Source organism: Companilactobacillus allii, from assembly GCF_001971585.1.
Lineage (GTDB): Bacteria > Bacillota > Bacilli > Lactobacillales > Lactobacillaceae > Companilactobacillus > Companilactobacillus allii.
Genome location: NZ_CP019323.1, coordinates 798,843 through 825,299 on the forward strand (window position 1 = coordinate 798,843; position 26,457 = coordinate 825,299).

At 36.0% G+C, this 26,457-nt stretch carries 22 protein-coding genes; 9 read left to right on the plus strand and 13 right to left on the minus strand.

The window, feature by feature from the left end; all coding sequences use genetic code 11:
• The first annotated feature begins 63 nt into the window (after positions 1 to 63).
• A complete protein-coding gene (locus BTM29_RS03815; RefSeq protein ID WP_076614237.1) occupies positions 64 to 849 on the plus strand; it encodes a glucose-1-dehydrogenase in 786 nt (261 codons plus the stop codon).
• Here the strand turns inward: BTM29_RS03815 and BTM29_RS03820 are convergent, their stop codons facing one another.
• On the minus strand, positions 850 to 1,695 hold the full coding sequence (locus BTM29_RS03820; RefSeq protein WP_076614238.1) for a nucleotidyl transferase AbiEii/AbiGii toxin family protein: 846 nt from the start codon (positions 1,693 to 1,695) through the stop codon (positions 850 to 852).
• Complete coding sequence (locus tag BTM29_RS03825) at positions 1,695 to 2,300, minus strand: type IV toxin-antitoxin system AbiEi family antitoxin domain-containing protein (RefSeq protein WP_076614239.1); 606 nt, start codon at positions 2,298 to 2,300, stop codon at positions 1,695 to 1,697. The genes BTM29_RS03820 and BTM29_RS03825 overlap by 1 nt, the downstream gene beginning before the upstream one ends.
• Positions 2,301 to 2,597: 297 nt before the next feature.
• Here BTM29_RS03825 and BTM29_RS03830 point away from each other — a divergent pair, with 297 nt between their 5' ends.
• The 3 genes from BTM29_RS03830 to BTM29_RS03840 all read left to right on the plus strand — a co-directional run bounded on the left by BTM29_RS03830 (position 2,598) and on the right by BTM29_RS03840 (position 5,150).
• Positions 2,598 to 3,641 carry a zinc-dependent alcohol dehydrogenase family protein gene (locus tag BTM29_RS03830; protein ID WP_076614240.1) on the plus strand — a complete coding sequence of 348 codons (1,044 nt, stop codon included), beginning with the start codon at positions 2,598 to 2,600 and terminating at the stop codon, positions 3,639 to 3,641.
• Positions 3,642 to 3,738: 97 nt separating this feature from the next.
• Positions 3,739 to 4,620, plus strand: a complete 882-nt coding sequence (locus BTM29_RS03835; RefSeq protein WP_076614241.1) for a LysR family transcriptional regulator — start codon at positions 3,739 to 3,741, stop codon at positions 4,618 to 4,620.
• Positions 4,621 to 4,778: 158 nt separating this feature from the next.
• The gene (locus BTM29_RS03840) at positions 4,779 to 5,150 is read left to right on the plus strand and encodes a nuclear transport factor 2 family protein (RefSeq protein ID WP_076614242.1); all 372 of its coding nucleotides are present in this window, start codon (positions 4,779 to 4,781) and stop codon (positions 5,148 to 5,150) included.
• 274 nt (positions 5,151 to 5,424) lie between these two features.
• Here BTM29_RS03840 and BTM29_RS03845 read toward each other — a convergent pair whose 3' ends face one another.
• Entirely contained in the window at positions 5,425 to 5,721 is a 297-nt protein-coding gene (locus BTM29_RS03845) for a hypothetical protein (protein ID WP_076614243.1), read from the minus strand.
• A gap of 82 nt (positions 5,722 to 5,803) precedes the next feature.
• Positions 5,804 to 6,652, minus strand: coding sequence for an aldo/keto reductase (locus BTM29_RS03850; RefSeq protein WP_076614244.1), 849 nt, complete (start codon positions 6,650 to 6,652; stop codon positions 5,804 to 5,806).
• Positions 6,653 to 6,805: 153 nt separating this feature from the next.
• Between BTM29_RS03850 and BTM29_RS03855 the strand changes: the two genes are divergently transcribed.
• Both BTM29_RS03855 and BTM29_RS03860 read left to right on the plus strand, forming a co-directional pair.
• On the plus strand, positions 6,806 to 7,042 hold the full coding sequence (locus tag BTM29_RS03855; RefSeq protein ID WP_076614245.1) for a cytochrome b5 domain-containing protein: 237 nt from the start codon (positions 6,806 to 6,808) through the stop codon (positions 7,040 to 7,042).
• A gap of 78 nt (positions 7,043 to 7,120) precedes the next feature.
• Complete coding sequence (locus tag BTM29_RS03860; RefSeq protein WP_076614246.1) at positions 7,121 to 9,655, plus strand: M1 family metallopeptidase; 2,535 nt, start codon at positions 7,121 to 7,123, stop codon at positions 9,653 to 9,655.
• A gap of 69 nt (positions 9,656 to 9,724) precedes the next feature.
• Here the strand turns inward: BTM29_RS03860 and BTM29_RS03865 are convergent, their stop codons facing one another.
• The 3 genes from BTM29_RS03865 to BTM29_RS03875 form a co-directional block, all read right to left on the minus strand.
• Positions 9,725 to 10,246 carry a PadR family transcriptional regulator gene (locus BTM29_RS03865; protein ID WP_076614247.1) on the minus strand — a complete coding sequence of 174 codons (522 nt, stop codon included), beginning with the start codon at positions 10,244 to 10,246 and terminating at the stop codon, positions 9,725 to 9,727.
• A gap of 64 nt (positions 10,247 to 10,310) precedes the next feature.
• Positions 10,311 to 10,847 carry a phenolic acid decarboxylase gene (locus BTM29_RS03870; RefSeq protein WP_076614248.1) on the minus strand — a complete coding sequence of 179 codons (537 nt, stop codon included), beginning with the start codon at positions 10,845 to 10,847 and terminating at the stop codon, positions 10,311 to 10,313.
• A 718-nt stretch (positions 10,848 to 11,565) separates the two neighbouring features.
• Positions 11,566 to 12,264, minus strand: coding sequence for a Bax inhibitor-1/YccA family protein (locus BTM29_RS03875; RefSeq protein WP_076614249.1), 699 nt, complete (start codon positions 12,262 to 12,264; stop codon positions 11,566 to 11,568).
• A 451-nt stretch (positions 12,265 to 12,715) separates the two neighbouring features.
• Between BTM29_RS03875 and ald the strand changes: the two genes are divergently transcribed.
• The 3 genes from ald (at position 12,716) to BTM29_RS03890 (ending at position 16,334) form a co-directional block, all read left to right on the plus strand.
• Entirely contained in the window at positions 12,716 to 13,825 is a 1,110-nt protein-coding gene (gene ald / locus BTM29_RS03880; protein WP_076614250.1) for an alanine dehydrogenase, read from the plus strand.
• 40 nt (positions 13,826 to 13,865) lie between these two features.
• The gene (gene tdcB / locus BTM29_RS03885) at positions 13,866 to 14,894 is read left to right on the plus strand and encodes a bifunctional threonine ammonia-lyase/L-serine ammonia-lyase TdcB (protein WP_076614251.1); all 1,029 of its coding nucleotides are present in this window, start codon (positions 13,866 to 13,868) and stop codon (positions 14,892 to 14,894) included.
• Positions 14,895 to 14,996: 102 nt separating this feature from the next.
• Positions 14,997 to 16,334, plus strand: coding sequence for an APC family permease (locus BTM29_RS03890; RefSeq protein ID WP_076614252.1), 1,338 nt, complete (start codon positions 14,997 to 14,999; stop codon positions 16,332 to 16,334).
• A gap of 37 nt (positions 16,335 to 16,371) precedes the next feature.
• Here BTM29_RS03890 and BTM29_RS03895 read toward each other — a convergent pair whose 3' ends face one another.
• The 6 genes from BTM29_RS03895 to asnA form a co-directional block, all read right to left on the minus strand.
• Positions 16,372 to 19,542, minus strand: a complete 3,171-nt coding sequence (locus BTM29_RS03895; protein WP_076614253.1) for an AAA family ATPase — start codon at positions 19,540 to 19,542, stop codon at positions 16,372 to 16,374.
• A 2-nt stretch (positions 19,543 to 19,544) separates the two neighbouring features.
• Positions 19,545 to 20,720, minus strand: a complete 1,176-nt coding sequence (locus BTM29_RS03900) for an exonuclease SbcCD subunit D (protein ID WP_076614254.1) — start codon at positions 20,718 to 20,720, stop codon at positions 19,545 to 19,547.
• A gap of 18 nt (positions 20,721 to 20,738) precedes the next feature.
• On the minus strand, positions 20,739 to 21,815 hold the full coding sequence (locus tag BTM29_RS03905; RefSeq protein ID WP_076614255.1) for a YdcF family protein: 1,077 nt from the start codon (positions 21,813 to 21,815) through the stop codon (positions 20,739 to 20,741).
• Between the two features lie 544 nt (positions 21,816 to 22,359).
• On the minus strand, positions 22,360 to 24,204 hold the full coding sequence (locus BTM29_RS03910; RefSeq protein ID WP_076614256.1) for an FAD-binding protein: 1,845 nt from the start codon (positions 24,202 to 24,204) through the stop codon (positions 22,360 to 22,362).
• Between the two features lie 95 nt (positions 24,205 to 24,299).
• Entirely contained in the window at positions 24,300 to 25,106 is an 807-nt protein-coding gene (locus BTM29_RS03915) for a MerR family transcriptional regulator (protein ID WP_076614257.1), read from the minus strand.
• Between the two features lie 107 nt (positions 25,107 to 25,213).
• The gene (gene asnA / locus BTM29_RS03920) at positions 25,214 to 26,221 is read right to left on the minus strand and encodes an aspartate--ammonia ligase (protein WP_076614258.1); all 1,008 of its coding nucleotides are present in this window, start codon (positions 26,219 to 26,221) and stop codon (positions 25,214 to 25,216) included.
• Between the last annotated feature and the right edge of the window lie 236 nt (positions 26,222 to 26,457).

The following is a 26,457-nucleotide window of genomic DNA, read 5'->3' on the forward strand; positions in this document are numbered from 1 at the left end:
GGTCCAGAGTTTATAGTTACAAATATAGAGAAACAGATTAATTAAACAAAAGGAGAATTAACTATGTATAAGGAATTAACAGGTAAAGTAGCCGTTATCACAGGCGGTTCAAAAGGAATCGGAACAGCTATCGCCAAACGTTTTGGTGAAGAAAAGATGAGCGTAGTTATCAACTATCATACTGATAGAGTCGGTGCAGAAAAGGCTGTTGCAGAGATTGTTAAAGCAGGTGGCAAAGCTGTAGCTGTGCAAGCAGATATTAGTAGTGAAGAAGACGCTGACTCACTTGTTAACACAGCCGTAAAAAGCTTTGGTGGACTTGATGTTTGGGTCAATAATGCCGGTATGGAAAATAGCCATCCAACTAAGGATCTATCACTTGAAGACTGGAACAGGGTCATTGGTGTTAATTTGACTGGAGTATTCTTAGGTACAAAGGCTGCCTTGAATTACTTTACAGAACATGGTAAAAAAGGAAATATCATCAATATGTCATCTGTACATGAACGTATTCCATGGCCCAACTTTGCTCATTACGCAGCTAGTAAGGGTGGAGTTAAGTTATTTACTGAAACGGTTGCTATGGAATATGCACCACAAAATATCCGTGTCAATGCAATTGGACCAGGAGCAATCAATACACCAATTAATGCTAAGAAGTTCTCTGATCCAGAACAACTAAAAACTACAACAGGTATGGTTCCTATGCAACGTATCGGTGAACCTTCTGAGGTGGCTGATGCAGCAGCGTTTCTAGTGTCTGATCAAGCTAGCTATATAACGGGTGTTACGTTATTTGTTGATGGAGGGATGACACTTTATCCTTCATTCCAAGGTGGCCGTGGCTAGTTAAGATTCGGTGTTGAGTAATTCAAATTCATTAGAGATAGATTGCAATACTGTATTCCACGTAATTTGTGATGCAAAGTGATTCTTATTCTGAAAGGATACCCAACTGTTTTGCATAAATTTACTATGTGATATGGATTGTAGGGTTGATTTCCAATTTTCCCAGTCGTTAACAGAATTACGTTCTTTAATTATGTTGTCAAAAGCAATAATTAGTTTTCTATCGTCTATTAATTCATGAGAATTAAGAATATAGCAATCGTAAAAATCCTTCATTCTGGAATTAGCTAGTCCTCTAGATATTATAGTTTGGAGTTTCTCAGCTAGCATTCTTTCGGGTGGATATATCAACAAGCTTATTTTCTTTTTCAATAATGAAGATTGATATGTAAATGCAATTTCTTTTGGTAATATTATTTCACCAGTTGTTATATCTAAATGAAAATCATCACTCATATTACCCAAAGTTGCTTTAATCGTTATACGTAAACCGGTGTAATTTTTATCTTCTTGAATTGGATGAATTGCTTTTATATCATATTTTGTACCTTCAAATTTGTCTCTGGTAATTTCGTTCATTACCACTGATAATTCTTTTTCTGATAATTTAACATCATGAATTAATGTATCGATATCTACCGTTGTACGCTTCTCTATGCCTGTTATGGCAGATAGTATGAAGCCACCCTTCCAAATGAAATTATCTTTGTATGGTGATTTTGATAATAGGAATAAGAATCCATCAATGAAATATTTTTTAAGTAAAACAGTTGTATTGATTCCAGTGATATTTCGTTGATTTTTAATTTTGTCCTTTAGACTATTAATTCTGTCAGCATCATTCATTAAATTACAACTCCTAGTATATTGCGTACTTTTTCTTCCTTATTCATGCGTTGAGCTATAGTTAAAAGTTTGTTCATGTTTTTGTTTGTAGAATTCAAATATTTTTTATAGGCATTACTTATTTCTTCATTGTCGATCAAGGATTTCTTGTTCAAAATATCTATTAGGGTTCTTTCACGATTATATAAAGTGATTTTCTTTTTTGTACCATCTACTGAAATTTGTTCAATATCTTGGTTAAGAAGTGGGGTTCGGATTTGTTTTACTTTTAAATCGTTTGTCCATCTTTGAAACCTTGACTTAGGTAGAATATATCCTTGTCTAAATGCCATAGTAATATCGAAGTTAAAGGAGTCTGTTAGATTCCATAGATAGAGGGCACTCTGATTGCAATAAATACCATTTTGAAGAACAAGCTGTCTAATAAGATAATCATTTGGTGTGTAGTCATTAGGTACAAATACTCGGTTATCAATATTTGTTATGACCCCTAAGTTAGCCATATTTTTCAATAGTTCGAATTCATTATTAGTTAACTCTGAGATAGTAACGATATTATCGTTTTTGAACCATTTGTTGAGATTCTTGAATTTATTAGTAATCATAAGTTTTACCTCCATAGCATCTTTATACAGTAAAACAATTACAAAATCAAATTTTGTAATTGTTTTTTTAAAAGGTAATTACAAAAATTATTAATAAGTTTAACTTATTAATCACTGAACTAATCCCAATTGGTAAATGTAATCAGTGAATGTAGTATATAACTTGTGATTTAGCAGCATATTAAAACGTTGATATATAATAAAGTAGTTATATTATTTGGGTTAGATTATAATTTGTCATTTATTAATACTAAGTTAGAAATTAGATACTTAAATAAGATTGAGGGAGACTTTCATATGAAAGCAACAGCATTTATAGAACCAGGAAAAGTAGAAGTAAAGAATGTAGAGAAACCAAAAATTGAAAAACCAACAGACGCTGTGATCCGTATTTTGCGTGCTTGTGTTTGTGGATCTGACTTATGGTGGTTCCGTGGTATTTCAAAACGTGATGCCAACACACTTGTAGGTCATGAAGCAATTGGTATTGTTGATGAAGTTGGTTCAGATGTTACTGATGTCAAAAAAGGTGACTTTGTCATTGTTCCATTTACACATGGCTGTGGTCACTGTGCTGCATGTTTAGCAGGATTTGATGGTAACTGTATGAATCAAGAAGCTGGTGGCAATAATGGTTATCAAGGTGAATACTTGAGATTTACTAATGCCAATTGGGCTTTGGTTAAGGTCCCTGGTTCACCTAGTGATTATTCAGATGAAACACTCAACTCATTATTAACACTAGCTGATGTCCTAGCAACTGGTTATCATGCCGCTGCTAGTGCTGAAGTAAAACCTGGTGATACAGTAGTTGTCATGGGAGACGGCGCTGTTGGTCTATGTGGTGTCATTTCTGCAAAATTACGTGGAGCAAAACGTATTATTGCTATGAGTCGTCATGAAGATAGACAAAAATTAGCTCTTGAATTTGGTGCCACTGATATCGTTGAAGAACGTGGTGATGAGGCTGTTAGCCATGTTATGGAATTGACAGATAATAATGGTGCTGACGCAGTTCTTGAATGTGTCGGAACAGAACAATCTGTTGATACAGCAACTAAAGTTGCTCGTCCCGGTGCAATCGTTGGTCGTGTCGGGGTTCCTCAAAAAGCTGAAATGAATACTAATAACTTGTTCTGGAAGAATATTGGTCTACGTGGCGGAATTGCATCAGTTACTACTTATGACAAGAATATTTTGTTAGATGCCGTATTAAGTGGCAAAATCAATCCCGGCAAAGTATTCACAAAGCGCTTTGAACTTGATGATATTCAAAGTGCGTATGAAGCAATGGACAAACGTGAAGCTATTAAGTCATTGGTTATCGTTAGTAAAAATTAAGCATCAAAAATGAAATTAAAAATCAGACTGCATAAAGTAAAATGCAGTCTGATTTTTTAGTACAATCGTAGTAGAACAAATAAAAGAGGTCACTACTATGTTTCAGCAAATGAAGTACTTCATCTCAATAGTAAAGAATCATAGTTTCACAAAGGCTAGCGTTGAATGCAATATTTCGCAATCAGCCATCTCGCAACAAATGAAGGAACTAGAAGCTAAGTTGGGTGTGAAGTTATTGAACCGTAAAGGTCGTAGCTTTGAGGTTACCAAGGCGGGTCAATATTTCTACACACATAGTCAAGATATTCTAGAAGATGTGACTCAACTAGTTGATAATACTGTCAAGATTGTCAAAGATGACCAAGCTGAAATTAAAGTAGGCTATCTTAATAACTTTGGTACTAGTGAATTCTTACAGACAGTAGCACAATTTTCTAGAGAATTCCCGCAAGTTCAAATCAAAATCAAAAGTGGTAACCATGAACAACTTTATAACTATCTACGTAGTGGACAAATAGACTTGAACTTTGCGGATCAAAGACGTGCACTGTCGAATCAATATATTAATACCTTTTTGACTGACAGTAAGTATATGTTGGCGCTAAGTAAAACTTTTTTTCCTGAAGATATTGATAGTATGGATATTTCTGAATTGGCTGATATTTCATGCATTATTATTTCAGATGACGATAAAGTAGAAAATGATAAAGAGTATTACCAAGAGATTCTTGGGGTAAGAAGTGACTTCACAGTAGCTAAAAATTATGATGAAGCACAGATATTAGTGGCATCAAATCAAGGATATTTGATCATTAATGACAGAACTATGAAGCAATTGGACTCTTCGATAGTGAGAACGATCAACTTGATTAATGGTAAACAACAGATGATACAAAAGTATTACGCTTATTGGAGAGCGGATAATTCGGGTTATTACATTGAGAGTTTTGCGAAGTTGCTTAAAGACAGATTTGCGTAATATTAGAGCACTTATCTGGTTTACACACACGGTTATATTTAAAATCGTGTGTGTAAACCAGAAATATTCATAAGTAAGACTTATCAATCCCAACTCAATTTGAAATAGCTACATATCAGATTCTCTAGTATTATTTGAGTTAAATAAGGAGTAATACTATGACTGATGAAGAACAAATCATTGAGCTATATCGTATTGAGAATCAAGCGATGGTTGCTAAAGATATAAGTAAACTGGATGAAATATTGAAATCATCGATGCATTTGACACATATGACTGGCTATGTTCAGTCTAAGTTGGAGTGGATCGATCAAATACAAAATGAAGAGATGAAGTATTTTTCGTCGACTGAAAATAATATCAAAGATATAAAGATCAATGGGAATAAGGCTAGTTTGGTTGGACAAAATCAAGTTAGAGCCAGCATTTGGGGTGGAGGAGTTAATACTTGGCCACTTCAGATGAAAATGTATTTTACTAAGCAAAATGGTCAATGGATTATCTCTGATCAAGTCGCTAGTACTTACTAATGAAATTTTCATACAATTGCAAAAGAGCCAGAGTGTGGCTGAATTCTTTTTATACTCAAACTTGCGGTGAAAACGTGTGAAAATGCACAATTTCTTCCGTTTAACAAAAATAGTGGGGTTGTGACATAACTCCTTTTCTACTCAAACTTGCAGTGAAAACGCGTGCCAAAACACAATTTTCTCCCTATAAGTCCAAAAAACCGATATTTACTTACGTAAATACCGGCTCTTTGGACTTATAAACGAAAACTGAACGTGTTTTGTCACGCTCTCACTATTTATTTAAAGCTGTAATTTGATTGATTGAATCAGCGCTAGCAAGCATATGATATGTTGCCTCAAATACTGGGCAGACATCTGAAGGAATCGCATAATTGTCTGTTGTCTTACGTAATTTTGCAAAATTATTATCCAGATTGTCGCCGTTTCTAGCTGCTAAACACAATTGAACATATTCTTGCCTAACATCAAATACCTCGGGATGATTTTGTCCGTGAGCATTTGTGATAGCCTTTGTATAAAAATCTAATTTGTCGTGGCGTTCATCTAAGTAGTCTTTAACTGTATTCATTATAGAGAGCCTCTTTTCATTTGATGACTCTACTATAATCAAAAATCCCAGATAACTACTTGATGTTTATCAAGTTTACTAACTAAATTTTAAGACCAAGTTTATCTAATGTGTCGAAGTCGTCTTGGCTTAATTCGATATTTTGAGCATTGATATTTTGAACAACATGATCAGTTGAACTTGTACCAGGGATAGGCAAGATAACATCTGAACGTTTCAATAACCAAGCCAATGCGATTTGAGCTGGTTGTGCGTTGTATTTGTCAGCAATACCTTGAAGTTCACTACCTTTTGTTAGTGAACCAGTTGCTAATGGGAACCAAGGGATGAATGCCATATGTTTTTCTTCGGCATAATTTAGCACATCTTCATCTGTACGATCGATCAAGTTGTAACGATTTTGTACAGAAACGATTGGAGCAACTTTTTCAGCTTCTTTAATTTGAGCAACTGAAACTTGGCTCAATCCAATATGTTTGATTTTACCTTCTTGTTGCATCTTAGCGAGTTCACCGACTTGTTCTTCAATAGTGTAGTTGGGGTCAACACGGTGCAATTGTAATAGATCGATGTGATCTAGTCCTAAAGTCATCAAATTAAGCTCAACTTGTTGACGAAGGTAAGCGGGTGTACCAACTGGAGTCCAAATATCTGGACCTTGTCTAGTATTACCAACCTTTGTTGCTACCAAGATATTTGCATCTTTACGTTGTTTCAAAGCTTCTCTAACATATAAGTTTGAGTAAAAAGGACCATAGGCATCAGCAGTATCAATGAAATTGACACCATTGTCGATTGCTGTAGTGATAACTTTCACAGCATTTTCTGGATCCTTTGCTGGACCCCAAACACCTTTACCAGGTAGTTGCATAGTACCGTATCCTAATCGGTTAATAGTTATATCGTTGTCAAAAGTAAATTGTTTATTCATTTATATTCTTCCTTTCAAATTTATAAGATTAACTTACACCATGAAGATAATCTTAATACAATATTTGCTCGTAAAAATTGAAATCATTGTTTAAAGACATATTAAAATGTAATAATATGCTTAATAAATAATTTATATAAAGGAGATAAAACTATGACAGATAAGGAATTTACATTAGATGAATTGAAGCAGTACGATGGACAAAATGGAAACAAAGCATACGTTGCAATTGATGGTGTAGTGTACGATATGACCAATGTTGGACCATGGGAAGGTGGTAATCACCATGGTAATACGGCTGGGAATGATTTGTCAGAGGTTATCCCCAATGCACCACACAAAAAGTCAGTTTTGCCAAAGTTGCCTGTGGTTGGTAAATTAATCAAATAATTTCATCATATTATAATGTTTCTAATAAAAGTCGTATAATATAGTATGAATATACTTTTTAAATTTACGGAGGAACTTATGACTGGAATTATGCATTCTTATGATACATTTCAACCTACACATTACGATATCTTTATAGATATCAATCGTGGAACTAAACAGATTTCTGGAAAATCAGTTATCGACGGTGAAGCTACACAAAAGGATATCTTTATTCAACAAAAGAATATGGAGATCAAATCTGTGACTGCAGACGGAGTCAGTGTTGATTTTCAAGTTGACAACGAAAAAGAAGCTATCAATATTACTTTGCCAAAGGCTGGTAAAACAACATTAGCGATAGAATACAAGGCTCCTCTAACAGACTCAATGATGGGTATTTATCCTTCATATTATGAAGTTGACGGAGTTAAGAAAGAAATCATTGGTACACAATTTGAGACTACTTTTGCTCGTCAAGCTTTCCCAAGTGTTGATGAACCTGAAGCTAAGGCTAAGTTTGACTTGGCTATCAAGTTTGATGAACAAGAGGGCGAAACAGTTCTAAGTAATATGCCTGAAGTTAAGACTGAAAATGGTGTGCATTACTTTGATACTACCGTTCGTATGTCTACTTACTTGATTGCATTTGCTTTTGGTGATTTACAAAGTAAGATCACAACTACTAAGAGTGGTGTGAAAGTTGGAGTTTTCGCAACTAAAGCACACAAAGCAAATGAGTTAGACTTTGCCTTAGATATTGCTAAACGTGCGATTGAATTCTACGAGGACTTCTACCAAACACCTTATCCACTTCCACATTCATGGCAATTGGCACTACCTGATTTCTCAGCTGGTGCTATGGAGAATTGGGGATTGGTAACTTATCGTGAAGCTTATCTAACACTTGATCCAGATAATACATCTCTTGATACTAAGCAATTAGTTGCGACAGTTATAACCCATGAACTAGCTCACCAATGGTTCGGTGATTTGGTAACTATGAAGTGGTGGGATGATCTATGGTTGAACGAAAGTTTCGCCAATATGATGGAATATGTATCAGTTGATGCAATTGAACCTGATTGGAAGATTTGGGAAATGTTCCAGACCTCAGATGTTCCAGCTGCCTTGCAACGTGATGCTACAGATGGTGTACAATCAGTTCACGTCAACGTTGAGGATCCAGCTGAAATAGACGCATTATTTGATAGTGCCATCGTCTATGCCAAAGGTGCTAGAATGCTTGTAATGATGCGTGCCTTGGTGGGCGATAAGGCTCTTCGTAAGGGACTTAAGAATTACTTTAAGGCTCATCAATATAATAACGCCAAAGGAAATGACCTTTGGAATGCAGTTGGGGATGCAGCCGGCATGGATGTCGCCTCAATTATGAATACATGGCTAGAACAACCAGGTTATCCAGTTGTTAACGCCAAGGTTGTTGACGGCAAATTAACTTTGACACAACAACAATTCTTTATCGGTGCCGGTAAAGATGTAGGCCGTCAATGGAAGATACCTCTAAATAGTAACTATGAAGTTGCACCTACTATCATGGGAGACAAAGAGCTTGTTCTAGGTGATTATACTAAATTACGTAAAGAATCCGGCAAGCCATTTCGTGTAAATGTTGGTAACAATTCTCACTTCATCGTTAAATATGACGATACATTGCTACAAGATATCTTGGACAATCAAAGTGACCTAGATGCCATTTCACAACTACAATTATTACAAGATCTACGTTTGTTGGCAGAAGGTAAACAGATTTCATACGCTTCGATCGTTCCATTATTACCAAAATTTGCAGATAGTCATTCAAATGTTGTCAATGCTACTTTGTATCGTGTCGCTAATGACTTGAAGAAGTTCGTTACTCCTGATTCTGATGAAGAAAAACAACTACAAAAGTTGTTTGATCAATTGAGTTCTAAAGAAGTAGCAAGACTAGGCTGGACTAAGAAGTCTGATGAGTCAAATGATGACCAATTGACTCGTCCATACGTTGTTAACGCTGCTTTATATGCAAAGAATCCTAAGGCCATTTTGGCAGCACACGAATTATTTGAAGGTAATTCAAGTGATTTGTCAGCTATATCTGCTGATGTTAGACCGTTGGTTCTTCGTAATGAAGTTAAGAACTTTGGTAATGAAGCATTATTTGATAACTTATTGGATGAGTATCGCAAGTCATCAGACGCAAGCTACAAACAAGACTTGTGTACTGCTCTAACAGCTACACCAGATCCTAAGCTGATAGCTAAATTGATCAGTAAATTTGAAGATGCTCAAACAATCAAGCCACAAGATTTACGTGCTTGGTATCGTGGAGTATTGGCTAATGATGAAGGACAAAGTGCTGCTTGGGATTGGATCAGAAATGACTGGCAATGGCTTGATGATACTGTTGGTGGAGATATGGAATTCACAACCTATATCACCGTTACAGCAATGGTCTTCCATACACCAAACCGCTTGGCAGAGTTCAAGGAATTCTTCGAACCTAAGTTGAATACACCAGGTATGACTCGTGAAATCAGCATGGATATTAAGATTGTTGAAACACGTGTTGCACTTATTGAAGATGAAAAAGATGCTGTTAATGCAGCTGTTTTACAGATAGTTAAATAGATTACAAAAATACAGCACTAGAAATCCTAACGGAATTCCTAGTGCTGTATTTGTTTTTATATCAGAAAGTCAATCTAATTTATCCTTTAACCACTTAATATGGTTTTGTTCACGTTCAATGGCACGGGTAAGTATCAAGAAATGACCGTAATTTTCCTCTTTGTTTGATTCATCTGTAAAAAGTAATGATTTACGTTTGAGTAAATGATCATAATGATCAGAAGTCATCTGTAATTGTTGCTCAAGCAGATTCTTTAATAAGGGATTGTTTCGATCCTTAATAAAATATAATTTCAGAGAAAAATAATCATCTTTGGCTGACAGTGGCTCAGTTAACCAGTTGTTAAGAGTACTTTTCCCGTCGGCTGTAATTATGTAAAAAATCGACTTTGAATCTGTTGTCTCATCATCTTGTTTGATCCAGTTATCATCGATCATTCTTTGTAGTTCAGGGTATATCTGGCTATGTGACGCATGCCAAAATTCACCGATCTCATTATTGAATTCTTGACTGATTTGATATCCGGACATTTTTGTTTGATTGTTGATCAATCCTAATAATATATATGGTAAAACTCTTTTTTTAGGCATTTATTTCTCCTATTATTCGATTAGTACCATGAATATTATCGCATCTAACTAAACAATCTCAACTTTATTTATTGATTCTTTTATAATTCTTGTCAAAATATTTACCAGCACGAATATCATCTGGAAGTGTATCAAAAGGTGCTTCACTGATAACATCTTCATTGTTAATACCAGCATCACCGATATATGTGATATTTGCGAATTCTGGAACTACCAACTTAGGGTATGTTTCATATTTCTCACGTGATTCATGCATTAAGTCAATGTGCTCATTTTGATAAGTAACAGTTATTTCGGGATGTTCTTCAACCCACTTAGGGAAGAATATTGTACCGTGGATTTTTTTCTCATTAGGCAAGAAATCCAAGGCAACGTCTGTTCCAGTGGGCTCTGTCCAAGAAATCTTGTAGATACCTTCTGTCAACATAACGATGTTGGCTTCTTGATCAGTTACCCAACGTCCAGCAACCATACCACCATGGATACGGTAATCTACTGTATGGTCATTTTTTGCATACCATTCATATTCCCAACCGTTATCGTATGTGTAAATAAAGTGTGTTCCTAAAAAGTCATCTAATGTTTTAAATTGTTTTGTCATAATCATCTCCTGTATGTCGTTAACGACAATAACTAGTATATGTCTATAACGACACACAGTCAATGCTTTTTGACGTTGTGATTTAAAATGGGGGGATGATCGTAAAAAATATAGTTCTAGAAATACCTTTATAAGGGGATTTCTAGAACTATATTTAATTGGTTATATTTACAGTTATTGTTTTGATTTTAGATATTAATACCGCATACTTGTAAGTGCAACTTGTCGGAGTGGTGGCTATCTTCTGGAAAGAGAGGTGGAAGCTATGATAGAGAATATTATGGTGGATATTTTGAACGAAAGGAATAGCGATGTATGTTTTTCTTGAGAGTGTGATAGAACGCGTTCAACTTTTGAGTATAATACGAAAAAATTTGGTATTTACGTAAGTAAATATCGGATTTTTTTTATTAGACGGAGAAAGTTGCGTTCTGGCGCACGTTTTCGCGTCGTATTGAGGTCAATCGTTACTGCAGCAGAGAAGCTGTTGATTGAAATCATGCGGTTAGTATTGATTTACAGGTTATTAAAAAAGATGCTAAAAAAATAAGCCCTCTACGACTTGACCGGTCAGTAGGCCTATTTTTTAGTTGAACACCTGCCACCACTTTGGTGGAGTTGTAACGGCAACCCCCTTGTATGGGCTTGTCGTTTTTTATTACAAATATATTCTAGCAGGTATTAATTCAAACCTCAATTAATAACACAACATGATTCCTTAGTTACTATCACCGAAAATAGAAAGGATACTCAAGAAAATATTAATGAAATCCATAACCAAACTAATTGAAGCAACTAGTGCAATTGCACCAAGGTTTTGAGAACCTTGTGCACTGGTATAGATGCGTTTGATATTTTGTGAATCAAAGGCGATGTAGAATAAGAAAACTAGGATAACAGCAATGTTAACTAATAATGCAGCAACAGTACTGTGGAAGATAACAATGTTAAGAAATGAAACAACAATGATTGAAATTAGACCAATCAATAATGTTCGACTCCAACTTGTTAAGTCCTTTTTTGTAAAGAAACCAATTCCAGCAGCTACTACGAAGATCACAGAAGTTACTGCAAGAGATTGAACGATACTTTGAGCGGTGTACATGTAAAATACTGGAACACCGAATACAGCCATTGTTAATAGGAATGCCACATAACTTATAAAGGTCATTAAGTACGAAGTAGTCGCAAATCGATTAGCCATACTAATGAACCCAAACGCTACTGCAATTACTACTAATGAAAAGATAAGACTATGTGCACCCATCATATTAATGATTGAGTATGAAAGTGAAGCGTTTCTGGCAATGGCATTAGCTGCGATTGTCCAAAAGGCTACACCTAATCCAGTGTACAAATACACTAGTGAAGTGAATCGAGCCAAGCCAGTGGCTCTTGTTTTGTCTATTGATTGCATTTATTGCCCTCCTCTTAGTATATGTATTATAACATTCTACAATATAATGATGTTATAAGTTAAGCTGTTAGTCTTAATAGTCTGATAACAGTTGGTTTAATAGTAATCAATCATTACTTGCAAATTTTGATAAACTGATAATAAATAGTCTTAAATTTGAACCATAGATTCCGGCTATATAAAACTTGTCGAAAAAGGCTGATATATCAAGGGTGTTCAGTGGAGGTAAACACATGTACGTTTAGAATGTAACAAAAACTCAATATACATATTATCTAGAAAATGATAATTGTGAAAATAAAACTTTTTTTGCAAAATAACGTCAACCCTCCCAACGAGTTGACTCATATTGCAGATTGTGAAGCCAAAAAGGGCATTGCCAAGCTGTATTGTAAGCGGTACCATGAACTCGGATGCAAATAGTTACTTTATTCACAAAGGAGATTATAATATGCAAATCGCTATTATCAAGGAACAAAAAGAAGGAGAAAGTCGTGTTGCGGCTACTCCTGGGAATGTTCGTAAAATGGTAGAGGCTGGCAATGAAGTCCTTGTTGAAACGGATGCTGGTATTGGAGCAGGTTTTAGCAATGATGAATATGTTGATGCTGGTGGAAAATTAGTTAGCCATGAAGAAGGTTGGAATGCTGAACTAATTGTCAAAGTTAAAGAGCCAGATCCAGAAGAATATAAGTACTTTACAAAAGGTAAAATTGTTTGGGGATTCCAGCACTTGGCATCTTCCAAACCAACTGTTGAAGCAATGATGAAAGCAGGAACTACCGCAATTGGTGGTGAAACCATTTCTAAAGATGGCAAACTCGAATTATTAGCTCCAATGAGTGCAATTGCAGGTAGAAGATCTGTAATTATGGGTGCTTATTATCTAGAAGCACAACATCAAGGACAAGGAATCCTATTACCAGGAATCCCAGGAATCCATGCCGGAAATGTTGTTATCTTCGGTGGTGGTAACGCTGCTATAAATGCTACAGAACTAGCATTAGGTATGGGTTGCTCAGTTGTTATTATTGAATTGAACGACGACAGACTCAAATTCCTTGAAGATAAATTCGCAGGTAAGGCATTTAGAGCTGTTAAATCAAACGAAGAGAACTTGGCTAAAGAAATCAAAGATGCTGATGTATTCATTTCAACAATTCTTATCCCAGGCTCAAAACCACCTAAGTTGGTTAAAGAATACATGGTTAAATCAATGAAACCAGGTAGTGTACTAGTTGATGTTGCCATTGATCAAGGTGGAACCGTTGAAACAATTGATCACCCAACAACAATCGATGATCCAGTCTTCGTTAAAGATGGAATCGTTCACTATGCTGTTCCAAATCAACCAGGTGCTGTACCACGTACTGCAACAATGGCACTATCAAAAGGTAACATCAGTTATCTATTGGAAATTGCTGACAAAGGTATCAATGAAGCAATCAAGACAGATGATGCATTAGCTTCAGGAGTTAACCTTTATGAAGGTAAAGTTACAAATAAAGGCTTGGCTGATTCACTAGATCTACCATATACAGAATTATCAGTTACAGAATAATGAAGTTCTAGAACTAAAAAAATTGCTGGAGGTAGGAATAATGATTAAAGGTGTAGGTGTTGATAACATTGTTAGTATTCAAGATATTGAGGAAGCAAAATCCATTGTTAGCAAATATGCTCGTAAAACTCCATTAGTGCAATCAATGTTCTTAAGTAGAAATATTGTTGGCGGAGATGTTTTCCTAAAACTTGAGAATATGCAATTGACCGGTTCATTCAAATTTAGAGGTGCTAACAACAAAATCAATCACTTGACTCAAGAAGAACGTGATCATGGTGTTATTACAGCTTCTGCTGGTAACCATGCTCAAGGTGTAGCTTTGACAGGACACTTATTAGGAATCGACACAACAGTCGTAATGCCTGATGAAGCACCACAAATGAAACGTGATGCTACAAGAGGTTATGGTGCTGAAGTTGATATTCATGGTGCAACCTTTGATGACGCACATGATTGGATGCATGAACGTGCTGAAAAAGAAGGAAAGACAATCGTTGATCCTTTCAATGACAAGTATGTTATCGCAGGACAAGGAACAATCGGACTTGAGATTCTAGATGATATTTGGGACGTTGATACTGTTATTGTTCCCGTTGGTGGGGGTGGATTAATCTCCGGAATAGCCACTGCCTTGAAATCATTTAATCCTAATATCCATATTGTTGGTGTTCAATCAGAGAATGTTCATGGTATGTATTCATCTGTTAAATCTGGAAAGATCACCAAACATCACGAAGACTTCACACTAGCTGATGGTACTGATGTTGCTACACCAGGTGACATTACATTCCCTATTGTTAGTCAATTAGTTGATGAAATTGTTCTTGTTAACGAAGAAGAAATTGCACATGCAATGAAAGACCTATTGCAAAGAACTAAAGTTGTTGCTGAAGGAGCAGGTGCACTTCCAGTTGCAGCTCTTGAATCACACAAGATTGATGATAGATGGCTTAAGAATAAGAAGATTGTTGCCATGGTATCTGGTGGTAACGTTGATCTTAGCAGAGTAGCAAGTATCATTGATCAATTCCTCAAACCTGTTAAAGCAGATGGTGGAATTGGCTAGAATAAGCTAAGCAAGACAATAAGAGATGCTGCATCAAGTGGTGCAACATCTTTTGTTTTCTAAAATTACTAATACTTTGTCCTTGTATTGGAGGTTAATATTATGAAAGATCAAGATGTTGGCTTAAAGAAAACGATTGGTTTTTTCCCTGCCTTTGCTACAGTTACAGGTACTGTTATTGGTACTGGTGTGTTCTTTAAAGCCTCAGCTGTTACTAATTACACGGGATCAGTCAGTTTAACAATGGTAGTCTGGCTATTAGGTGGATTAATCACCATATGTGCTGGATTAACTGGAGCAGAACTAGCCGCTGCGTATCCTGAAACAGGTGGACTAACGAGATATATCGAACACAGTTATGGCGGGTTTTGGGGTTTCATGGCTGGATGGGCGCAAGCTATTATTTATTTTCCAGCCAATGTTGCCGCTATCTCTATCGCTTTTGGAACGCAATTTGCGCACCTATTCACATTGTCTAATAAGTGGATAGTGCCAGTTGCCATAATTAGTGCACTGTCAGTTACATCATTGAACTGGATCAGTGCCAAGGTTGGTGGAAGAGTTACTTCGATTTCACTAGTTGCCAAGTTAATTCCGCTAGCCTTAATAGTTTTGTTTGGTTTCTTACACAAAGGTACAGTAGATTTCTCGTTATTCCCAGTCGTTGCAGGTCCACATCGAAGCCTTATCACAGGATTAGGAAATGGTCTTTTAGCTGCAATGTTTGCCTACGATGGATGGATACATGTTGGTAATATCGCAGGAGAAATGAAGAATCCAAGAAAAGATTTACCCAAAGCTATTTTCTCAGGAATCGCTGTTATCATGATTGTTTACTTATTGGTGAATGCAGTATTCATGTACGTTTTACCAATTAATCAAATTGCAGGCAATCTTAACGCTGCTTCAGATGCTTCAACAGTCATTTTTGGAAATATGGGTAGTAAGTTAGTTACAATTGGTATCTTGATTTCAGTCTATGGTGGATTGAATGGTTACACCATGACTAGTATGCGTGTTCCATATGTCATGGGTAAAGAACACAAGTTACCATTTGGTGATGTATTCGCTAAGTTGAACAAAGCCGGTATTCCTTGGGCATCAGGTGCTATTCAATTAGTTATTGCCTGTTTGATGATGTTATCTGGTGAGTTTGATGCAATTACAAATATGCTTATCTTCGTAATTTGGGTATTTTATATCATGGCATTCTTTGCAGTAATCAAGTTGCGTCGTACCAAACCAGATCTTTATAGACCTTATACAGTCCCACTATATCCAGTAATTCCTATCATAGCCATATTAGGTGGATTGTTTATATTAATTGTCACATTGTTCACAGAACCAGTTACTACGGCTATTGGTGTTGTCGTTACTGCAATTGGTATTCCATTTTACTTCTACTTAAAGAAGAAGTGGAAATTTGACGAAATAAAATAGAACGAAAAAAACACGGAAATTTTCCGTGTTTTTTATATCACTTATTAACAATTTCAACACGACTTCTACCATCACCGATTTTCTTGATCAAGACTTGTTGACCAATGGTAGATTTCATAGTTTCGATATGACTGATAACACCAACCATACGATTCTCACCGATAGTCTCCAATGCCGTCATGGCTTTTTCCAAAGTTTCGTGATCCAGTGAACCGAATCCTTCATCAACGAATAAGGCGTCTATTTGAACACCATTGGTAGAAGATTGCACCACTTCACTTAGTGATAAGGCAATTGATAAAGCGGCGATAAATGTTTCACCACCAGATAATGTGTCTGATGAGCGAGTTGCTCCGGTCTCATTGTCGTAGACGTTGATATCTAGACCGTGGTCACTTCTTTTGTCCGAACCTTTTGCGGCAATCTCAAAAGTATATCGATTATTAGACAATAGGTTAATGAAGTGATCATTGGCATAATTCAAAACTTTTAGAAGATATTGTCGTACAACATAAGTTTCTAATTTTAATTTATCATCATTACCATCTTTACCAGTTATTACATTGTATAAACTAGTTATTTCAGATGATTTCTTGGCAAAATCACCTTGTTTGCTCATTATTAGTTGTACTTTTGTATAACTTGATTGGGCATTTTCAAAGCGAAGTTTTGCTTCAGTACTTTTTTCGACTGCAAGTTTATTTTGAATTGTTAGATCTGACAGTGTTTGTTGTAAATGTTCAATGTCAGGCGATTTAATATCTTTCAATTCAGTATTCAAATTGTTGATGTCAGCATTCAGAAGCTCTTTTTCTTTTTTATATTCAGAAATAATACCGTTGAGTTTAGATAGATCACCATTATCAACTTCACTGATCCAAGCGTTAAGTACAGCTAGCTCACTCGTTTTGGCATCATCAGCATTCAATGAATCGGATAAAATCTGATTTGAAGCTTTAAGGGATGCATTCAATTTGTCGAGTTGTTCATCAATACCGTCTAACTTAGTATTACCGTTGGACAATTCGAGTTCGTTTTTGTGAGTTTGATTAATTGCATCATCTAATTGTTCTTGGTATGTCTTTATTTCCTGCTCCAAATTATTCTTGGCGATATTTAATTCATCGCTAGTTTGAAGATTATCCTTATTGATATTTTGAGTTATTTTGAGTAATTCATTTTGGTAAGTTTCTTGTTCAGATTTGATTCTTCCTAATTCAATGTTTTTAGTATTTAGTTCGTTTTCACTATCTTTTTGTTCTGTTTCTAAAGACTTGATTTCGTCGATCTGCTTATTAGCGGCACTAATATCTTTGTCGATATTTCTAATGGCCGTGTCGAATGTATCTTTGATATTTTGCATGTCAAAGTCGGTAGAGAAAGTTAATTTTGAATTAGAAGTTAAATCAGTATATGTGCTATCTAGTTTGTTGTTAGCTGATTTCAACTTGATATTTTCAGCTGTTATTTTATCACCGACTTTAGTGATATTTTCGTTAACTGTATTTAGTTTGTTAGTTGCTGTTATATAGGCCTTTTGCGATTGGTCTACCTCATCCATTGACTTTTTCAACTCTGATTCATCAGCATCTACAGTATGAATGATATTGGGATGAACGGTGGATCCACAGACGACACAAGGTTCTCCGTCAGATAATTCTTGTTGGAGCTGGGCAATCATTAATGATTGTCTGGTTCCTATTTTTTCATCATAGATTTTTTTGGCGATATCTAGGTCTGATTGTCTATCTTGTTGCGATTTTTTGTAATCTTTTAAATCATTTTCAAGCTGTTTGATAGTGATAATTAAATTGTCTCGTTCAGTTACCAAGGGTGATAGGGTATCAGTGAATATTTCTTTTTGTTTGGTTAATGTATCCTTTTTATTTTGCAAATCATTGATAGGCACAAGATTATTCTGCTTATTTTCGATAGTTGAAATTAGTTTCTTAGCGGTAGTGTTTTGAGCGTTTATTTCAGCTTCTAGTTGTTTGACTTGTGGTCTTAGTTTGGATAAAGCTACTGTTAATTCTTCAAGTCGTTTAATCTGTGGAATCAAAGTGTTTAATTCTGTTATTTTATCTTTCTTACTATTGAATTGGTCTATTTGGTTATTGAGATTATCCAAAGCTTTTTTAGCGGAATCAAAATTTGCTTTGTATGTTTTGAGTTGTTCTACTAACGTATTCTTATCTTTTAAATTCTGATTATAACTTTTTTCGTCTTTAGCCAAATCTCGAATCGTATCTTTAAGTTTGTTAGCCCAGTCTAGTTCTGTTACATGTTTTCTTTTATCTGCAATATCACTTTTTTTATCAACAATGTTCAATTGAAAGTCATTTTGTAACTTATCTAATCGAGCAAATTTAGTCTTGATGTTCTTAGCATCTTGTAGCTTTTTGTCAGCAGTACTCAAGGACTTTGCGATGTCATTAGCGTGATTATTTGCCTTTGTTAAATTGTCATTTCTTTGATTGACAAATTTTTGGAGCAGGATTACCTTTCCTTCATCTGATTCATGAGTTAGACTGTCTCTTTCTTCGTCAGTCCAAGCAATTGATTCAAGCTGATTTTGTAACTCGTTACTGAATTGTTCGTTTTTCTTTTTCGAATCGTTATATCGATTCTTTAATTTGTCAGTGAAATCACTGAATATTTGAGTACCAAATATTTTTTTGAGAATTTCTTCTTTGTCTGCCGTATTGGATTTTAAAAACTCTGAGAAGTCATTTTGTGGTAACAGGATGATTTTTTTGAATTGATCGGCATTTAAGTTCAAAATATCTTTGATCTCAAGGCCGACGTCCATGGGTTTACTGGCGATACTTTGAGTTTCGATTCCGCCAACTTCTTCAACTACTGAAAGACTAGCGACTGACTTGTTAGAGGCGAGTCCAGTACCTCTTTTTTTGGACAAGAGTTGTTCAGGTTGTCTTTTTATTTTATATAGATTGTTGCCTTGTTCGAAGTAAAAGATAACACTGGTAGCTTCATCTGGAGTAGCAAATTGACTACGCATTTCTTTAGCATCCCGGTCTCCAGTGGTACTGCCAAATAAGGCAAAGGTCATGGCATCAAAAATGGTCGATTTACCAGCACCAGTGTCGCCACCAATCAGGAATATAGGAGCTTCTTCTAATTTCCTAAAATCAATTATTGAATGTTCATGTGGTCCAAAATAATTCATCTCTAAATAAACAGGTTTCAAAGTTATTCTTCCTTTCCCAATTCCGTGAAGATTTCATTAACGATACCCTTTTGTGATTTTGAAAGAGTATCGCCAGTTATTGATGTGTAGAATTGTTCAACGATACCTTCATGATTTGTGGAATCTATAGTTTGTTCTATTGATTGATTATTTGATACTTCAACATTCTTATAATCCAGTTCTACGACTGTTCCATAGATGTCTTGCAGCTGAGATCGTACGTTGGTTTGAGTATGCTCACTTCTTTTGAAGTCTTCAATGGTAATGGCAAACCAGTTTTTTCCAATTGGTTGTTTGGAGTAAAATTCTGGATCCAGCAAAGTCTCCCAAGTTTCTTTTAGAACAATTAAATCTGTGTGTGGGGTGATTTTATGATGAACAAAAGAAATTGGATCATCATTAGTGTCCACAATATCAATACTTTTTTCAGTATTGGCTTCCTTCACATTGAATTTAACTAGACTACCGGAATATCTGATAGTTTCACTTGGTGAAGCAAACTTAGTGTGGATATGTCCCAGCATCACGTAATCAAAGTCTTTGAATTGGTTAGTCGTAAGTGTTGCTAAACCGCCAACTTTGGAGTTGGTTTCACTGGTCAAATCAATTTCAGTATCCTTATTGGGGGATACTGCAAAATGAGTTATTAGTAGGTGTTTCTTATTTTTATCAAACAGTTTGGTCATGTCACTTATGACCAGTGACATAGCCTCACCAATTGTCTTTATATTCGTGATTTTTTGAGGGTCCATACCTTGTTTTTGATAGTAGACACGCGCGTCCATGGGATCGAAGAATGGTAATAAAAATATTTGTGTATCAGATGTTTCAATTGGTGTGAAGGCTTCTTCTAGGAGAGTATTCAGATGAAAGTCTGTGTATTCCATCCACTCACGTCCATAATTCAAACGTTTTGCGCTGTCGTGATTTCCTGAGATAGCGTAGATGGGGATTTTATTTTCCAGATTTATTTTGCGAAGCATTTCATCTAGAGCAATCACAGCCTCAGAACTAGGAACGCCTCGATCATAAATATCCCCGGCAATAACAATGCCATCGACTTTTTCATCTAGGGCAATCTGCAACATTTGTGAGAAGGCGTGTTTTTGTTCATCTAGTAGTGAGTAGCCATTCAGTGTTCGTCCGATATGCCAATCGGCGGTGTGTAAAAGTTTCATATTAATCCTCCGTGTTATCTAGTAATAGTATGAGAAAAAAGTTAGTAGGCAAGATCCTAAAATTATGGCAATTATAGCGGCCATATGCCAATACTTGTTACGCATAAAAATGGCAATGTACTCACGTAAGATAGCATTAGGTAAGAAGAACTTGGCAGTATGTGCACCAATTCCATCGGCCTTTAAACCGGCTTGTTTAGCAACCATCCCTGCACGAAAAGTATGATAACCATTAGTAACAAAGATTGTTTTTGGCTTGTTTTTGTCATCAGCATCTATAATTTCTTTAGAAAAAAGCATATTTTGATAAGTGTTTTTTGATTTGGTTTCAGCTATTCCATTTTCTTTTGGCAAGCCTTGTTTTATTGAGTACGAAAGCATCGCAGATCCTTCAGCGATAGTCTCGTCACTACCTTGACCACCTGAAAAAATCATCGTAGCTAGTTTTCCTTTTTTTAGTTGTTTATTGTAAAAGGCTAATCCACGGTCGATTCGCTGGGCTAGAAGTGGTGAAACAGTGTCACCGTTTAATAATCCAGCACCTAAGACGATAATGTAATCTTTGTTCAAACGTGGGTGATTGAATTGATATAGTACTAACATTGTCAGGTAGTTATAAAACCAAAATAGGACATAGAATATTATTAGATTGGGAATCATAACGACCAAAGTGGCCCATTTTGCAGGTAGATGATTGTTAATGGCACTGGCAAAAAATGGTAATGCGATGATTGCTAAACCTAATATCAATGTCAGCATATTAGCTAGCGTGTGACTTTCTCTTTTCCACACGATCCAAGCATTCCATAATAGTAATAGTGCCTGTAGTGAAAATGTCACTGCTACTATTAATAGGAAGATTACAAATATTGCGATGCTTATTATAATTAATAATTTATTTTCGGTACCTATTATTACCATTGCAAGTGTTGGTAATAGTGTGTATAAAAATAATGAAAACCAAATCCCGTTACTTAATCGACGTTTTTCTCGGCTGTAACTTATTGCAAAGCATATGCCAAAGAAAAGTGGAATTAGACACAGCCAATAAGCAATTAGTGGAATTTGTATCCAGTTTTGTTGACTCGTACTCATAGTGGTTCCCCCCGTAACTAATCTTTTTAGAGCATATCATAATTGGGTGGGTTTGGAATTTGAAACTTAAAAAAATACTGGTTCTAGCAGGATTTATAGCCGAAACGCTATATCAAATGCAGTCTCTTCCGTTTAACTCAAAAAGAATGTCATTTGTTTTTTGTTAAAGTTAAAGTTCTACTTTTTTGCTGGTTGTTTGCTTCGCAAACGCGTAACAACACACAATTTCTTCCGCTTAACATTAAAAGAGATGTCATCCACTGTCGTGAATGGCACCTCTTTTAGTGTTAATGCTCGGAAATTATTCGCGTGTTGTTACGCTCTTTATTTGAAACGCGAAAAAATACACAATTCCTTCCGTATAACGCCACAAAAAAATCTTCACTTTCGTGAAGACCTTTTTGTAGAGTTATTACTCGGGAATTAATCGTGTATTGTTACGGCTCTGTCTGAAACGCGATACCAAGCGCAGTCTCTTCCGTTTAACTCAAATAATCAATATTCACATGCGTGAATACCGATTATTTAATTTAATACTCGGAGACTACCCGCGTTTGTTACCGCTCTTTTTTAGGGCATTGCCAACGGCTTCTTTAATCGCTTTACTAGAAGCTGAAGCTCCGGATATTGCATCTACTTCAATGGAATTTTTAGCTACAATATCTTTGGGCAATTGTTCAATGGCTTTCAAGCCATAATCGTCTGATTCACTTTGTTTCAAAATTTCGACGTTTTTAATATCGTTATTGTCGTCAACTGTTACACGGACTACTATTTCATTGCCCATGCCGGCACTGGATTTTCCGATATATTGATTGGGTCCTGTTTTGAAATTGTCTTTTGAAATATCAGATCCTAACGTACCGATGTTTTTATTTTTGTCATGTTGGCTGGCAGATGTTTCGGCATCATATCCGGTTAGGTCATTAGTGACACCGGCAGCGGCGTTTTCTCCGGCAATTTTACCAATGATTAAATCTTCGGCAAGATTACTACCACCGTTGTATTTACGTCCCATCATACTGCCCAATTCACCGGCAGAATATAGCTTGGGGATGACCTCTCCATCTGTGTCGATCACTTGTGCTTTGGCGTTATGAACTGGTCCACCTACTGTGTTCAATAGTCCTTGAGATAAGGCGATGATATAAAATGGTCCGTCGTTAAAGGCAGTCAATGTCTTAGGGTCACGATTGAAGGCATAATCACGTTTTGCTTTGGCGAAGTAGTTGAAGTCTGTAATTGTATTTTGTATCTTATCAATATCAACGTTCAACTTCTGTGCTAATTCATTTACGTCATTGGCCTTAATAGTGTTCTCTAAGAATTCAGGATAGGGGACATTTGTTTCATTTGATAATTCATCGTATTTCTTTTGGTCGAAGACTAAGAATGGATGTAATTGTGCATTTGGAATTCTCCATTGTCCATGATCTTGTATGTGACCATGTCTGTGAATCTCGTTTTCATCAAAGTAACGAGTTCCATCATCTCCAACTACAAAGACACTACCTTGATGGAATTCTGGCCAATCAAATGGCATAAATAAAGCACGTTGACCAGATTTTGGCTTTGGTGTTAGGCCATGGAAGATTCCGTAGGATTCATAGTTAGCCATATTGTACATCTTGGCGCCAACATCTTGAGCCATATTCACACCGTCACCTTTGTTATAAAGGGAACCAATTGGGTGTAGGCTAGTTTCGCCAAGGTATGTTTGGACCATTTCTGGATTATTCTCAAATCCACCAGTAGTCATAACGACACCATGTCTAACTTTGATATCTAATAATTCATTATTATGCTTTATCTGTACACCGATGATCTCTTTGCTATCGGAATCTTGAATCAGATGAATGGCAGGAGTTTCATATAGTACGTCAATCTTGTCTGATCGGTCTAAGACTTGTTGTCTTAAGTTCTTCCATAGTGCAGCATCAGCGACACCTTCGTGAACGGCAACCAATTCGTGAGTCTTTGATCCGGGTAGTTCAGGGTATTCATGTGCCATGAAGTATAATCCCTTATATAATGGAGAGTCTTTGTGTTCACCCATAACAAAAGGCTTAACACCAAGGTACTTCTCTAAAAATTCGGGAATCTTATACAATCCTTCTACGTATGTATCCATTAGATCTTTGTCAAAATCAAGTGGATAGGCAAGTTGTTTATAGTATTCTTTCAAGTCATCAAGGTTGTCTCCAGATGAAATAACTTGTCCGGCATAACGAGTATTTCCACCTTCATGTCCCTCTGGAGCGGCATCAACCAACAATACTTTAGCACCATTATCTGCCGCAAAACGTGCAGCAGTAGCACCAGCACCACCGAAGCCTAATACTGCGACGTCATAAGTTGCATCCCAGCTAGTATATTTGTCTTTAAACATTTTCTTCACTCCTTAACTATCAATGTATTCATGATTATTATAATTCAATTTTTAGTTTTGTGAGCGTTTACTTTTGTTGTACAGTAACGTTGTGGTCAATTGATTAGTTTATATTCCAGACGAACATACTTGGATGATCCCTTATTAATGAACTTTTCATCTAGATTCATTTGCCAAAGAGTGGAACTTATTTTTAGATTATTTTTATCAATATATTCTTTTAATTCTTTCAATCCCAGACAAATATCCGAACCAGTATTTTCCGTAATCACTGATATATACTCTCCAGATTCTTTAGTACAGATGGGGAAAATATTATCTTTGGTATCGACGATACTTTTAATGATACAAAATGATGCATCAGGATAAAGAGCGGCATTGCTATCTGCAAGTTGAGTCATAAATCCTGCATCTTGTTTATTAGTCAGTGATAAGGAGTCTAGTTTCTTATAGAAATCAGAATAAATTTCTGCGATTTCCTTTTCTGTACACGTGACTGACTGCTTGGATCTCCAAAAGTTTTGCTTTGTATTTGTAATGATTGCAGGGGTATGTAGTTGTTGGCTGAAAGTGTCGGGTATTGTACTGAATCTTGTGGTCAATATTTTTTTAACATTTTCAAGATGATCAATGTTGTTTTGAATGTTAATTAAGATAGAATTCAACTTTGAATTAAGGTCATCATCAGTATGTTCATTAATTATAAAGTCAATATCCTTGATGGATAGGCCCAATTTGCGCAAGCTGAGAATGTATGTTATTTCATATAATTGATCGTAATTGTAGAGCCGGTATCCATTTTTATCAATTTCTATGGGATGAAAAATACCTTTGTTATCGTAATAAATCAAGGTTCTCCTAGTGGTATTTGCGAGTTGTGCAAATTTAGTAATTGTTAGCAAGTTATTTTCCTCCACTGTTGTGTTGTTATTTCTAGTATAACAATAGATACAAAAATAGCAGGAAGCATTGTGTCCAGAACAATGCTTTCTGCTATTTAATTTCAGTATTAAAGAATTTGAATATGGTTTTCGTAACATTTGTCGATCATATCTTGTGGCCAAACACTGGCTTGTACTTCACCAACATGAGCTTTGCCAAGTAGTAACATACATAGACGTGATTGTCCGATACCACCACCGATTGTATATGGTAGTTCACCACGGAGTAACATCTTGTGATATGGAAGCTTGAGTCTATCTTCTGCATCAGCATCTTTTAGTTGCGCTTTCATGGATTCTTCACTAACACGAATTCCCATGCTTGAAATTTCAAGAGCCATTTGTAGAGGTTCATACCAGAATAAAATGTCACCGTTTAATTTCCAGTCGTCATAGTCAGGGGCACGTCCGTCATGTCTTTTGCCTGATTTCATTTTGCCACCGATTTGCATTAAGAATACACAGCCCAATTCTTTGGTAATAGCGTTCTCACGTTCTTTAGGTGTCATATCTGGGAATCTGTCTTCTAGTTCTTGTGTTGTTACAAAGTGGATTTCATCTGGTAAATGGTAGACAGCTTCTGGGAACTTGTACCAAACTTCGTGTTCCATATGTTTGATGACTTTGAAAATATCTTTAACAGTACTCTTCAATGTTTCAATAGTACGTTCGTCTTTTGAAATAACTTTTTCCCAATCCCATTGGTCAACATAGATTGAGTGGATGTTGTCTAAGTCTTCATCTTTACGAATGGCGTTCATATTTGTATAGAGACCTTCATGCAGTCCGAAACCATAACGCTTTAGTGCGACACGTTTCCATTTGGCTAGTGAGTGAACGATTTCAATTGTTTGGTCAGGTAAGTCTTTCATATCGAATGAAACAGGAGTTTCAACACCGTTAAGGTTATCGTTTAGACCTGTAGATTTTTCGACGAACATAGGTGCTGACAAACGTGATAGGTTGAGTTCCTTACCGAATTCGTCTTGAAATGTCTCACGAATATAGCGGATAGCTTTTTGTGTATCGATTACTGATAGTTTAGGGTCGTATGATTCTGGAATTGTTAAATGCATAGGTAGGTCTCCTTCATTTTTTTCAAATTTAATCGATGAAAGACAGGCAACAAAAAAAGTCTTTCATCCCTAATAAAAGGGACGAAAGACTTTCGCGGTACCACCCAAGTTGCTTATTTAAAATAAGCCTACTCAATAAGAGTACAAAAATTCTATACTCTGCCGATGGTAACGTACCGGTTACGTCTAAAACCTACTTTGGCCAAGCCATTTCAGCTAGAAACATAAGAAAGGGT

Excerpts from the sequence above, each read along its gene's own strand:
- BTM29_RS03815 (WP_076614237.1), top strand. The coding sequence starts at position 64 with ATGTATAAGGAATTAACAGGTAAAGTAGCCGTTATCACAGGCGGTTCA.
- BTM29_RS03820 (WP_076614238.1), bottom strand. The coding sequence starts at position 1,695 with ATGAATGATGCTGACAGAATTAATAGTCTAAAGGACAAAATTAAAAAT.
- BTM29_RS03825 (WP_076614239.1), bottom strand. The coding sequence starts at position 2,300 with ATGATTACTAATAAATTCAAGAATCTCAACAAATGGTTCAAAAACGAT.
- BTM29_RS03830 (WP_076614240.1), top strand. The coding sequence starts at position 2,598 with ATGAAAGCAACAGCATTTATAGAACCAGGAAAAGTAGAAGTAAAGAAT.
- BTM29_RS03835 (WP_076614241.1), top strand. The coding sequence starts at position 3,739 with ATGTTTCAGCAAATGAAGTACTTCATCTCAATAGTAAAGAATCATAGT.
- BTM29_RS03840 (WP_076614242.1), top strand. The coding sequence starts at position 4,779 with ATGACTGATGAAGAACAAATCATTGAGCTATATCGTATTGAGAATCAA.
- BTM29_RS03845 (WP_076614243.1), bottom strand. The coding sequence starts at position 5,721 with ATGAATACAGTTAAAGACTACTTAGATGAACGCCACGACAAATTAGAT.
- BTM29_RS03850 (WP_076614244.1), bottom strand. The coding sequence starts at position 6,652 with ATGAATAAACAATTTACTTTTGACAACGATATAACTATTAACCGATTA.
- BTM29_RS03855 (WP_076614245.1), top strand. The coding sequence starts at position 6,806 with ATGACAGATAAGGAATTTACATTAGATGAATTGAAGCAGTACGATGGA.
- BTM29_RS03860 (WP_076614246.1), top strand. The coding sequence starts at position 7,121 with ATGACTGGAATTATGCATTCTTATGATACATTTCAACCTACACATTAC.
- BTM29_RS03865 (WP_076614247.1), bottom strand. The coding sequence starts at position 10,246 with ATGCCTAAAAAAAGAGTTTTACCATATATATTATTAGGATTGATCAAC.
- BTM29_RS03870 (WP_076614248.1), bottom strand. The coding sequence starts at position 10,847 with ATGACAAAACAATTTAAAACATTAGATGACTTTTTAGGAACACACTTT.
- BTM29_RS03875 (WP_076614249.1), bottom strand. The coding sequence starts at position 12,264 with ATGCAATCAATAGACAAAACAAGAGCCACTGGCTTGGCTCGATTCACT.
- ald (WP_076614250.1), top strand. The coding sequence starts at position 12,716 with ATGCAAATCGCTATTATCAAGGAACAAAAAGAAGGAGAAAGTCGTGTT.
- tdcB (WP_076614251.1), top strand. The coding sequence starts at position 13,866 with ATGATTAAAGGTGTAGGTGTTGATAACATTGTTAGTATTCAAGATATT.
- BTM29_RS03890 (WP_076614252.1), top strand. The coding sequence starts at position 14,997 with ATGAAAGATCAAGATGTTGGCTTAAAGAAAACGATTGGTTTTTTCCCT.
- BTM29_RS03900 (WP_076614254.1), bottom strand. The coding sequence starts at position 20,720 with ATGAAACTTTTACACACCGCCGATTGGCATATCGGACGAACACTGAAT.
- BTM29_RS03905 (WP_076614255.1), bottom strand. The coding sequence starts at position 21,815 with ATGAGTACGAGTCAACAAAACTGGATACAAATTCCACTAATTGCTTAT.
- BTM29_RS03910 (WP_076614256.1), bottom strand. The coding sequence starts at position 24,204 with ATGTTTAAAGACAAATATACTAGCTGGGATGCAACTTATGACGTCGCA.
- asnA (WP_076614258.1), bottom strand. The coding sequence starts at position 26,221 with ATGCATTTAACAATTCCAGAATCATACGACCCTAAACTATCAGTAATC.